This is a genomic window from Nocardia sp. BMG111209, from assembly GCF_000381925.1.
GTDB lineage: Bacteria > Actinomycetota > Actinomycetes > Mycobacteriales > Mycobacteriaceae > Nocardia.
In genome coordinates, this window is sequence record NZ_KB907307.1 from 245,761 (window position 1) to 259,173 (window position 13,413).

Sequence of the window (13,413 nt, forward strand, 5' to 3'; positions counted from 1 at the left end):
ATGCCATTCGACAATGAATCATCGCTGCGCTCTTCGACTTCGATTCAGAAAGAGCTGTGGCTTGCCCACGAGCTGGCGGATATTCCGAACAATTGCCTGGTCTACATCGACATCCACGCCGATCTCGATATCGGACAATTCGACGCGGCGCTGCATCGGGTGTTCGCCGAATCACGTGCCCTGCGAGTGAATTTCGTGCCCGGCCCGGACGGGCCGATGGTCGTCGACCGCGATGTGACGGGCTGGGAACCGGCCCATGTCGATCTCCGCGGCGAACCCGATCCGGCCTCGGCCGCCTTCGAATACATGGCGCGCGAACGTGAGTCGGGATTCGATCTCGAGCGCGATCCCCTGCTACGGGTCGCATTGCTGGAACTCGCCGACGATCACCATTGTCTCGCCATGTGTTTCGACCACATCATCATGGACGGGGTGGGCGTCGCGGCCTGGGCGCAACGGGTGCTGGACGTGTACTGTGCCGCGGTCGCCGAAACATCGCTCGCACCGGCGGAATTCGTGGGCATCGACGAGATCCTCGACAGTGATCGCGCGTACCGCCGCGACCGATGGGCGGCCGACCGGGAGTTCTGGCGCGAATACGTTCCGGCCGGGATCGAGCCGGTTCGCCTGCCCGGCACCGCGAACGGCGGCGCGCGGCCCGGCCGTATCGGCGCCACCCACGCCCTGTCCGCCGAAGATATGGCCGCCCTGCGGGATTCGGCGCGCACGGCCGGCGTGAAGCTCCCCTTCCTGGTGATGTCGGTGGCCGCGGCCGTCGTCCGGCGCTATGCGCTGCGCGACGAGTTCTGCGTGCAGATACCGGTGTCGAACCGAGGTGGCGTCGAGGGCAGTACGCCGTGTCAGCTCTCCGATACCGTTCCGCTGCTGATCGATTCGAGTCCGGACCTGACCCTGGCGGAGCTGGCCGCGCGGATCGGCGGCAGCTTCGCGAGCGCCGGAAGCCATCTGCGTTACGGAATGTCGGACATCCGGCGCGATGCCGGCCGGCCGTCGAATGCCGACGGCAACCCGTTCGGCCCGGTCGTCAACGTCATGTCGTTCTTCGGCGCCATGCGCATGTCCGGCGGGACGGCCGACCTGCAGCTGTACTCCGCCGGCAACAGCGGGGATCTGTCGATCGTCTTCTACTACGAAAGGCAATCCCCCCGTGGGGGATACCTGCGGGTGGAGGGCGACGCCCGGCGCTACACCGAGGACGACCTGCGCACCTACCTCGACACGCTCGCCCGCTGCCTGCGCCGCGCGGTCGCGGACCCGGGCATGCCGATCGGCGCCGTGGAGCTGCTCGGCGGCGAGCACGGCCGGATGGTCGAGGCGTGGAACGACACCGCGGTGCCGGTCGACCCCCTGGCGACACTGCCCGGGATGTTCGCCGCTCGGGTCCGCCGCGAACCGGATGCGGTGGCGGTGACCTCCGGCGCGTGGGAGCTGTCGTACCGGCAGCTGGACACCTGGGCCGATGGACTCGCCCGGGAGCTGATCGCCCGGGGGGTCGGGCCGGATCGGGTGGTGGCGGTGGCCCTGCCGCGATCACCCGAGCTGATCGTGGCGATCCTGGCGGTACTGAAGGCCGGTGGGGCGTATCTGCCGATCGATCCCGGATATCCCGCGGATCGGCTCGCGTTCATCCTCGGCGATGCCGCCCCCGTCGCGCTGCTGATCGACGAGGCCACCTCGAAGGTGCTGCCGGACACCGGAATTCCGCGCCTGCGCCTCGAGGAGGTCGATCCGGCGGCGGGCGGGGTACTGCCGCCGGTCGCGCCGGCGCCCGGCAATCTCGCCTACCTGATCTACACCTCCGGATCCACCGGGACCCCGAAAGGCGTTGCCGTCACCCATCGCAACGCCGCCTCGCTGTTCCAGAGCACGGCCGGCTGGTGCGCGTTCGGGCCCGGCGACGTCTGGGCCTGGTGCCATTCCCAGGCCTTCGACTTCTCGGTCTGGGAGATCTGGGGTGCGCTGCTGCACGGTGGCCGGGTCGTGGTCGTGCCGTGGGAGGTGGTGCGCACACCCGCGCAGCTGTGGGATCTGATCGTCGACGCGCGGGTGACGGTCCTCAACCAGACGCCCTCGGCCTTCCAGGCGCTCGCGCGGGCCCGCGCGGCCCGGGAGAACACCGAATCCGCCTTGCGCCTGGTGATATTCGGCGGAGAGGCGTTGACGGACGCGCATCTGCGGCCGTGGTACGCCGTCGCCGGGGACGGCCCGGCTCTGGTGAACATGTACGGGATCACCGAGACCACGGTCCATGTCACGAAGCTGGATCTGTCCACCGTGCCGGAGTTGCGCGGCGGCAGCCCGATCGGCGCGCCGCTGGGGAATATGCGGGTGTTCGTCCTGGATCCGGGCCTGGCGCCGGTCCCGGCGGGGGTGGCCGGCGAATTGTATGTGGCCGGTGCGCAATTGGCGCGGGGCTATCACGGCCGGGCGGGACTGACCGCATCGCGATTCGTGGCCGACCCGTTCGATCCGGCCGGCGGCGGGCGGCTGTATCGCACCGGCGACCTGGCGCGCTGGACCGCCACGGGGACAGTGGAATTCGTCGGGCGGGCCGACGACCAGGTGCAGATCCGCGGCTTCCGGGTCGAACCCGGTGAGGTGGAAAGCACCCTGGCACAGCATCCTTCGGTGACCCAGGCGATCGTGGTGGCCCGTGACTTCGGCGCGGATGGCGATTCGCGGCTGATCGCGTATGTCGTCGTCGACCGGGACCGGCCCGTCGACGGCGCGCGGGTGCGCCGCTTCGCGGCCGACCGGCTGCCCGAATTCATGGTGCCGGCGGTGGTGACCGTGCTCGACTCGGTGCCGCTGACCGCCAACGGCAAGGTGGACCGCCGGGCCCTGCCCGACCCGGAGTTCGCCTCCTCGGTCGCGTACCGGGCGCCGATCAGCACCCGTGAGCGTCTGCTGGCGGAGCTGTTCGGCGAGGTGCTCGGCCGGGACCGGGTCGGCATGGACGACAGCTTCTTCGAACTGGGCGGCCATTCCCTGTCCGCGACGCGACTGATCGGCCGGATCCGGATGGTGTTCGGGGTCGAGCTGCCGATCCGGACGGTCTTCGACGCCCCGACGGTCGCACATCTGGTGACGCGCCTGGACACCGGGGCGCGGGTACGGCCGGCGCTGGCGCCGCGACCGCGGCCGGCGGAGATCCCGCTGTCGTTCGCGCAACGGCGGCTGTGGTTCATCCATCGGCTGGAAGGCCCGTCGTCGACCTACAACATTCCGCTGACCGCGCGGCTGACGGGTGCGTTCGACACCGCCGCCTTCACCGCCGCGGTCGGTGACGTGATCGCGCGGCACGAAAGTCTGCGCACGGTCTTCGCCGAACACGACGGGGTGCCCGCTCAGCGGGTCCTCGATGCCGCGCAGCTCGACCCGCCGGTGACCGTCACCGAGGTGGCGCCCGCGGCGGCCGAGGCCGCGGTGACCGCGGCCCTGGCGCACCGATTCACGCTGTCCGATCGGATCCCGTTGCGGGCGGACGTCTTCCGCTGCGGTGACGAATGGATCCTGGTACTGCTGATCCACCACATCGCCGGGGACGGAATGTCCGTGGCGGCGTTGTCGCGCGACCTGTCGGTGGCGTACACGGCCCGCCACGCCGGCGCGGCGCCGCACTGGCCGCCACTGCCGGTGCAGTACGTCGACTACACCCTGTGGCAGCGGGAACTGCTGGGCTCGGCCGACGATCCGGACAGCGTCCTCGCCCGCCAACTCGATTACTGGCGGCGCGAACTCGACGGACTGCCCGAGCAGCTGCGCCTGCCCGCCGATCGGCCGCGGCCGCGGGTCGCGAGCTACCGCGGGGATATGGTGCTGTTCGGCGTCGACGCCGAACTCCGCGGCGCGGTGGAACGGCTCGCGGTCCGCGAGGGCGCGACGGTGTCGATGGTGTTGCAGTCCGCGCTGGCGGTGCTGTTGTTCAAACTCGGTGCGGGCGAGGACATCCCGATCGGCTCCCCGATCGCCGGGCGCACCGACGAGGCGCTGGCCGATCTGGTCGGCTGTTTCGTCAACACCTGGGTGCTGCGCGCGCCGGTCACCGCGCGGGCCACCTTCGCCGAGGTGCTCGGCCGGGTGCGGACGAAAGCCCTTGCCGCATACGAGAATCAGGACGCGCCCTTCGAACTGCTCGTCGAACTGCTCAATCCGGTCCGCTCGGCGGCGCACCACCCCCTGTTCCAGATCCTGCTGAGCTTCCAGGACGACACCCTGGCCCTGCCCGCCCTGCCGGAGGTCGACGCCACCGCCCGGCCGCTCGCGAGCACCACCGCGCGGTTCGACCTCACCGTGAATCTCGGTGCCGCGCCGGGCGGTACCGGCTGGGAGGGGTTCGTCGAATACGCCACGGACCTGTTCGACCGGTCGACGGTCGAGGCGATGACGCAACGGCTGGTCCGGACGCTGCGGCAGCTGGTGGCGGATCCGCAGGCCCCGGTCGGTGCGGCCGACGTCCTCGGCGGCGACGAACGTGAGCGAATCCTGCGGCGCTGGAACGACACCGCCGCGGCGATCCCCGGCGCCACCGTCACCGAGCTGTTCCGGGCGCGGGCCGTCCGGACCCCGGAGGCGGTGGCCGTGTTCTGCGGCGGCGCCGAGGTGACCTACCGGGAACTCGACGACCGCTCCGAATCCCTGGCGCGGGAGCTGATCTCGCGCGGTGTCGGTGCGGAGGTCGTTGCCGCGGTGGCGTTGCCGCGCTCGGTGGACCTGATCGTGGCGTTGCTCGCGGTGTGGAAGGCCGGTGGCGCGTATCTGCCGATCGATCCGGCCTATCCGTCGGACCGGGTGGCGGCGGTACTCACCGACGCCGCGCCGGTGGTGGTCGTGACCGATACGGTCACCGCGGATATGTTGCCGGACACCACGATCGCACACCTGCATCTGGACACGCTCGACCTGGCCGGCCCCGGCCCGCTCGCACCGATCACCGCCCGGCCGGACGATCTGGCGTACGTGATGTACACCTCCGGATCCACCGGCGTGCCGAAAGGCGTTGCCGTCACCCAGCGCAACGTGCTGAACCTGGTGTCCCAGCCGTGGTCGTTCGGCCCCGCGGATCGGGTACTGGTGCATTCCTCGATCGCCTTCGACGCCACGACCTACGAGATCTGGCCCGCCCTGCTCGGCGGCGGCGCGGTGGTTCTGGCCACCGAACAGCGGTCGGATCCGCTCGAGATGGTCCGGCTGATCGAGGATCGGGCGGTCACCAGGATGTTCGCGACCCCGGCGCTGCTGTCGGCACTGTTCGACCTGGCCGAGGCGCTGCCCGGCGACCCCTTCCGCAGCCTGACCCAATTGATCTCCGGCGGCGCCGAACTGAGCCCGGCGGCCGTGCGCCGCGCGCGAGCCGCCGCTGCGGTGGTGCATGCCTACGGGCCGACCGAGGCCACGGTGTTCACCACGATGTTCGCCGCCGACGCGGCCACCGAGCGGGACGACGCGATACCGATCGGCGCCGCACTGGCCAATATGCGGGTGTACGTACTGGATTCGGGCCTGATGCCGGTGCCCGCCGGCGTTCCTGGCGAGTTGTACATCGCCGGTACGCAATTGGCCCGGGGGTATCGGGGCCGGGCCGGGGCGACCGCACTGCGGTTCGTGGCGGATCCGTTCGATCCGGCCGGCGGCCGGTTGTACCGCACGGGAGATGTGGTGCGGTGGACCGCCGGCGGTCGGCTGCGGTTCGTGGGCCGCGTCGACGATCAGGTGAAGATCCGCGGCTTCCGGGTCGAACCCGGTGAGGTGGAAAGCATTCTGGCGCGCCATCCTTCGGTGTCGCAGGCGGCGGTGGTGGCCCGCGCCGCGGCCGCCGGGGGTACCCAGCTCGTCGGGTACGTGGTACCCGACCGGGCCGGCTCGGTGGTGCTCGACCGAGCGGGGCTGCACGGGTTCGTCGCCGAGCGGCTGCCGGATTTCATGGTGCCGGCCGTGGTCATGGTGCTCGATTCGATGCCGATGACCGTGAACGGGAAGCTGGATCGCGCGGCCCTGCCCATCCCGGAATTCGTGTCGCCGAACGAGTTCCGCGCGCCGGCCGGTGAGCGGGAGCAGGTCCTGGCCGCATTGTTCGCCGAGATCCTCGGCCGGGAGCGGATCGGCGCGGACGACAGTTTCTTCGCCCTCGGCGGTCATTCGCTGCTGGCCACCCGGCTGGCCAGCCGGATCCGGGTGGTGCTGGGCGCCGAGGTGCCCATCCGGACGATCTTCGACGCGCCGACGGTCGCGCAACTGGCCACCCGGCTCGAAGCGGAGGTGCCGGTGCGCCCGGCCCTGACTGCCTGCCCGCGCCCGGCGGTGGTGCCGCTGTCGTACGCCCAGCGCCGGTTGTGGTTCATCCATCGGCTCGAAGGTCGTTCGGCCACCTACAACATGGCGCTGGCGGTGCGGTTGCACGGGGCGGACCTGACGGCGTTGCGCGCCGCGGTCGGCGATGTCGTCGCGCGGCACGAGAGCCTGCGCACCGTCTTCGCCGATGTCGACGGGGAGCCGTCGCAGCAGGTCCGCTCGGCGGTCGAGGTGCCGCTCACGGTGACCGAGGTCGCCCCCACCGGACTGGATGCCGCGGTGACCGCGGCGGCGCGGTACGGCTTCGACCTGTCCCACGAGATACCCGTGCGCGCCACGGTATTTCGCACCGGCGGCGACGACTGCGTGTTCGTCCTGCTGATCCACCACATCGCCGGCGACGGCTGGTCGCTGACCCCGCTGCTCGGAGATCTGTCGACGGCGTACGAGGCGCGCGTGGCCGGGCATGCGCCCGGCTGGACGCCGCTGCCGGTGCAGTACGTGGATTACACGCTGTGGCAACGGGATCTGCTCGGGTCGGCCTCCGATCCGGACAGTCTGCTGGCGCGGCAGTTCGAGTACTGGCGCGCCGAACTCGACGGTGTCCCGGAACAATTGCGGCTGCCCGTCGATCACCCGCGCCCGCGGGTCGCGAGTTATCGCGGTGAGATGGTGTATTTCGGTATCGATCCCGATACCCGGACCGCGGTGGAGGCGCTGGCCGCGCGCGAGGGCGCGACCGTGTCGATGGTGTTGCAGTCCGCGCTGGCCGTGCTGTTGTTCAAACTCGGTGCGGGCGAGGATATCCCGATCGGCGCACCGATCGCCGGCCGCACCGACGAGGCCCTCACCGACCTGGTGGGCTTCTTCGTCAACACCTGGGTGCTGCGGACCGGCATCGTGCCCGGGGCGCCGTTCACCGAGATCCTGCGCCAGGTCCGGGCACGGGCGCTGGCGGCCTACGAGAATCAGGACGTCCCGTTCGAACTGCTGGTGGAACTGCTCAATCCGGCCCGCTCGGCGGCCCATCACCCGCTGTTCCAGATCGCCCTGGCCTTCCAGAACAATGCCCGGCCGGCCCTGGATCTGGCGGGTGTGGTGATCGAGCCCTACCCAGCGTCCACCGCCACTTCCCGATTCGATCTGTTCTTCGACATCGCTGACGCGCCGGCGGGGCAGGCGTGGAACGGTTTCGTGGAATACGCGACCGAATTGTTCGACGCCGCAACGGTCGAGGCGATGGCGCAGCGGCTGGTGCGCCTGCTGCGGCTGGTGGTCGCGCGGCCGGAGCTGCCGGTGGGCTCGATCGACATCCTCGGCGGCGGCGAGCGCGAATCGGTGGTGCGCCGGTGGAACGAGACCGCCGTCGCCGTCCCGGACACCACGCTCACCGGCCTGTTCGAGGACCGGGTTGCCGCGAATCCCGATGCGGTGGCGGTGATCTGCGGTGCCACCGAACTCACGTACCGGGAACTCGAGCACCGCGCGGCGCGGCTGGCCCGGCAACTGACCGCCTCCGGTGTGGGACCGGACAGTGTCGTCGCGGTGGCGCTGCCCCGATCCGCGGACCTCATTGTGGCGTTGGTGGCGGTATCGAAGGCCGGAGGCGCCTATCTGCCGATCGATCCGGCGTATCCGTCGGATCGGCTGGCGTTCGTACTCGATGATGCCGCGCCGGTGGTGATCGTGACCGACCCGGCCACCGCGGACATATTGCCCGGCAACACGATTCCGCACCTGCATCCCGACGCCTCCGCCGCACTCGACGGCGACCGATCGGCCGCGGCCCTGCCGGGGAATGTGGCGTACGTGATCTACACCTCGGGTTCGACGGGTGTGCCCAAGGGTGTGGCGATCACGCATCGCAATGTGGTGAATCTCGTGGCGCAGGCATGGCCGGTGGAAGTGGGTGATCGGGTGCTGGTGCATTCCTCGGTGGCGTTCGATGCGTCGACCTATGAGATCTGGCCCGCGCTGTGCGGTGGCGCCACCTTGGTGGTGGCCGGTGAACTGCGGTCGGATCCGGTGGAGATCACGCGGCTGGTCGAGAGTCGTTCGGTGACCGCGATGTTCGGGACGCCGCCGCTGCTGGCCGCCCTGGCCGACCATCTGGACACGGTGCCCGGCAACCCGTTCCGCAGCCTGACCCGGATCGGCACCGGCGCCGATACGCTCACGGCCGGACTGGCCGATGCGCTGCGAACCGCCTGCCCCGGCGTTCGGATCGACAATCTCTACGGACCGACCGAGGCGACGGTGGACGTGACCTCGTTCGCCGTGCCCGCCGGATTCGACGGCGCGGTGCCGATCGGCGCGCCGGTGGCCAATACCCGGGTATACGTGCTGGATTCGTGGCTGCTGCCCGTGCCCGTGGGTGTACCCGGTGAGTTGTACGTCGCCGGTGCGCAAGTGGCGCGCGGCTATCGGGGCCGGGCCGCGCTGACCGCGGCCCGATTCGTGGCGGATCCGTTCGACACCACCGGCGGGCGGCTGTACCGCACCGGCGACATGGTGCGGTGGAGCGCCTCGGGCCGGCTGGAATTCGTGGGCCGCGCCGACGAACAGCTGAAGATCCGCGGCTTCCGGGTCGAGCCCGGCGAGGTGGAAACCGTACTGGCGCAACATCCCTCGGTGGCGCAAGCGGTGGTCGTGGCCCGCGAGACCGGTTCCGGTGGCAGGCAATTGGTCGGCTACGTGGTCCCGGACGGTTCCGGCCCGGTCGTCGGCGCCGACGAACTGGTGGGGCAGTGGCGGCGGGTGTACGACGACCTGTATTCCGCCGCCGGTGCGGACAACGGCGCGGACCCGGCCGCGCTCGGTACCGATTTCGGTGGCTGGAACAGCAGTTACACCGGGAAGCCGATTCCCGTCGAACAGATGCGGGAGTGGCGCGACGCGACCGTCGACCGCATCCGGGGACTGCGGCCGCGGCGGGTGCTCGAGATCGGCGTCGGCTCGGGCCTGCTGATGTCGCAGGTGGCGCCGGAATGCGAAGAGTATTGGGCGACTGACTTTTCCGCGGCCACCATCGCCACCCTGGAACGACAGCTCCGCGACCTCGGCGCGGAATGGACCGAGCGGGTGACCCTGCGCGTCGGGACCGCCGAGGACACGATCCGCCTGCCGGAGCACCACTTCGACACCGTGGTGGTGAACTCCGTGATCCAGTACTTCCCGGGCGAGGCGTATCTGCGCACCGTCCTCGCGCAGATCCAGCGGGTACTGGTGCCCGGCGGCGCGGTATTCGTCGGCGACGTCCGCAATCTCACGCTGCTCGAGGAGTTCGCCACCGCGATCCAGCGTGCCCGGCACGGCGAGGACGATCCGGCGGCGATCGCCGATCGGGTCCGCCGCGATATCGCCGCGGAACAGGAATTGCTCGTCGCGCCGGAGTATTTCGTGAGCCTGGCCCGGACGGTGACCGGATTCGCCGCCGTGGACATCGAATTGAAGCGCGGGTACGCGGTCAACGAACTGAGCCGGTACCGCTACGACGTCGTGCTGCGCACCGCCGCGGCGGACCCGCTGTCGGTGGCCGCGCTGCCGGAAGTCGCGTTCCCCGGCCGGGATCGGCTGCGGGAGTTGCTGCTCGACCGGCACGCCGAGGGTGTCCGCGTCACCGGGATTCCCCATGCCGGGCTGTCCCGGGGACTCGGCTTCGAGGGTGTGCTCGAACCCGCCGCCGCGCGGGCCGATGACGCGGGCCTGCTGCCCGAGGATCTGTACGCTCTGGGTGAATCCTGCGATCGGACCACGGCCGTCACCTGGTCGGCGCGGCCGGATCGCATGGACGCGGTATTCGCCGTGAACAGCGGCCGCCCGCTGACCGACGTCTACCGGGCAGCCGGCCCGGTGCGCGATCCGTCCGCGTACACGAACAATCCGCAGGCGGGTCTGCTGGCCGCCGAGGTGCGCCGGTTCGCCGGTGATCGGTTGCCGGAGTTCATGGTTCCGGCGGTGGTCATGGTGATCGAGGCGGTCCCGCTGACCGCCGGCGGCAAGCTGGACCGCCGCGCACTGCCGGATCCGGAGTTCGCCTCGGCGGCCGAATATCGCGCGCCGGCCGGTGTGGAGGAACGCATGCTGGCCGAATTGTTCGCCGAGGTACTGGGTGTCGACCGGGTCGGCGTGGACGACGGCTTCTTCGCCCTCGGCGGTCATTCGCTGCTGGCCACCCGCCTCGTCAGCCGGATCCGGGCGGTGCTCGGTGTCGAGGTGCCGATCCGGACCGTCTTCGACGCTCCGACCGTGGCGCAGTTGGTGACCCGGCTGGATGCGGGGGTCCGGGTGCGTCCGAGACTGGCGGAGCGGCCGCGACCGGAGGTGGTGCCGCTGTCGTTCGCCCAGCGCCGGCTGTGGTTCATCCATCGGCTCGAAGGCCCTTCGGCCACCTACAACATCGCCCTCACGGTCCGACTGACCGGGACGTTCGACGACGCGGCGTTCGCGGCCGCGGTCGGCGATGTGGTGACCAGGCACGAGAGCCTGCGCACGGTCTTCGTCGAAACCGGCGATGTGCCCGCCCAGGTGGTGATCGGTGCGGATGAACTCGATGTCCCGGTGACCGTCACCGATGTGCCGGCCGCCGACCTGGCGGCGCGGGTGACCGCGGCGGTGCGGTACGGATTCGACCTGTCGTCGGAGATTCCGTTGCGCGCCGACGTCTTCCGCATCGCCGCCGACGAATGCGTACTGGTCGTGCTGATCCACCACATCGCCGGCGACGGCTGGTCGATGACGCCGCTGCTGCGCGATCTCACCGCGGCCTACGCCGCGCGGCTGGACCGGCGGCCGCCGGGATGGCGGCCGCTGCCGGTGCAATACGCGGATTACACACTGTGGCAACAGGAATTGCTCGGCACGTCCGCCGATCCCGGCAGTGTGCTGTCCCAGCAGTTCGACTACTGGCGGCGCGAACTCGACGGTGTGCCGGAGCAACTGCCGTTGCCCACGGATCGGCCCCGGCCGCGGGTCGCGACCTATCGCGGTGACATGGTCTTCTTCGACATCGACGCCGAGACCCGGGCCGCGGTGGAACGCACGGCCGCCCGCGACGGCGCGACGGTGTCGATGGTGCTGCAATCGGCGCTGGCCGTGCTGCTGTTCAAACTCGGTGCCGGCGGCGATATTCCGATCGGTTCGCCGATCGCCGGGCGCACGGACGAGGCGCTGGCCGATCTGGTGGGCTTCTTCGTCAACTCGTGGGTGCTGCGGGCGCGGGTGACCGCGGCGACCTCGTTCGCCGAACTGCTGGAACAGGTCAGGACGAAATCGCTGGCAGCGTATGAGAATCAGGACGTCCCGTTCGAATTGCTGGTCGAGATGCTCAATCCGGCCCGCTCGGCGGCGCGGCACCCGCTGTTCCAGGTGTCGCTGGCCTTCCAGAACAACACGCTGCCGGTGCTGGACCTGTCCGGCGTACGGATCGAGCCCTACGAGGCGGTCACCGCGACGGCCCGGCTCGACCTGTTCGTCAGTATCGCCGACGACCCCGCGGGCGAGACCTGGAGCGGCCTGGTCGAATTCGCGACCGACCTCTACGACCGGTCCACGATCGAGGCGATGGCCGACCGGTATCGGCGGGTACTGCGGCTTCTGGTGTCCGATCCGGACGCACCGGTGGGCACGATCGACGTACTCGGCACCGGCGAACGGACGTCGATCCTGCGCCATTGGAACGACACCGCCGGGCCGGTGCCCGGCGCCACGCTGACCGAGCTGTTCCAGGCACAGGTCGACCGCACGCCGGCCGCGACCGCGGTGGTCGACGCGGCGGCGAGCCTCTCGTATCGGGAGCTCGCCGAGCGGGCCGATCGGCTGGCGCGGGTCCTGACCACCCGCGGGGTGGGGCCGGATTCCGTTGTCGCGGTGGCCCTGCCGCGCTCGGCGGATCTGATCGTGGCGGTCGCCGGTGTGCTGCGGGCCGGTGGCGCGTATCTGCCGATCGACCCGGCGTACCCGGCGGATCGGGTGACCTTCGTCCTCGCCGATGCCGCACCCGTGGTGGTGCTGACCGATCGCGTCACCGCGGATCGCTTGCCGCACAGCGCGATACCGTACCTGTACCTCGACGAGGCGGACGACGCGAGCGGCGGCGTCGCGCCGGTGGCCGTGCGACCGGACCAGCTGGCGTACGTGATCTACACCTCCGGGTCGACCGGCGTGCCGAAAGGCGTCGGCATCACCCATGCCAACGTGGCGAATCTGGTGGCCGCGGCCTGGACGGCCGATTCCGGGGACCGGGTGCTGGCCCATTCGTCGATGGCCTTCGACGCCTCCACCTACGAGATCTGGCCGGCGCTGTGCGGCGGCGCGACCGTGGTGGTCGCCGGTGAGCCACGCTCCGATCTCGCGGAGATCACCCGGCTGATCGAGACCCGGTCGATCACCCGGATGTTCTCGACCCCGCCGATGCTCGCGGCCCTGCTCGACCACGTCGGCACGGTCCCCGGCAGACCGCTGGCGACCCTGCGGCGGATCATCGCCGGCGGCGCCGAGCTGACCGGCGAGGTGGTGGGCCGGTTGGCGGCGGACTATCCGGAAGCCCGGGTGGTCAACGGGTACGGCCCCACCGAGACGACGGCGTGCGTGACCGAGTACGACGCGCTGCCCGGTGGCGGCGGCGCGGTCGCGATCGGGCGACCGACGGCCAATACCCGGGTGTTCGTGCTGGATTCGGGGCTCGCGCCGGTTCCGGCGGGTGTTCCCGGTGAGTTGTACGTCGCCGGTGCGCAATTGGCGCGCGGATATCGCGGCCGGGCCGGATTGACCGCGGCGCGGTTCGTGGCGGATCCCTTCGACGCCGCTGGCGGCCGGTTGTACCGCACCGGTGATGTGGTGCGGTGGGACGCCGGGGGACAGCTGGAGTTCGTGGGCCGCGCCGACGACCAGGTGAAGGTGCGCGGCTTCCGGGTGGAGCCCGGTGAGGTGGAATCGGTACTGGCGCAGCATCCTTCGGTCTCCAGGGCGGTGGTGGTCGCCCGCGACACCGCCGCCGGCGGCAAGCAGCTGGTCGGCTACGTGGTCGCCGATCGGTCGGGCCCGGCCGCCGGTGAGGACGAACTGGTGGGGCAGTGGCGGCGGGTGTACGACGACCTGTAC

General features: G+C 70.6%; 1 protein-coding gene (only partly in view). It reads left to right on the forward strand.

What is annotated here, in order from left to right; genetic code table 11:
• A protein-coding gene (locus G361_RS0101120; protein ID WP_019925197.1) for a non-ribosomal peptide synthetase crosses the window boundary here: on the forward strand, nt 1-13,413 show its 5' portion. It continues 1,587 nt past the right edge of the window; the window shows 13,413 of its 15,000 coding nt (coding positions 1-13,413); its start codon is at nt 1-3; its stop codon lies beyond the right edge, outside the window.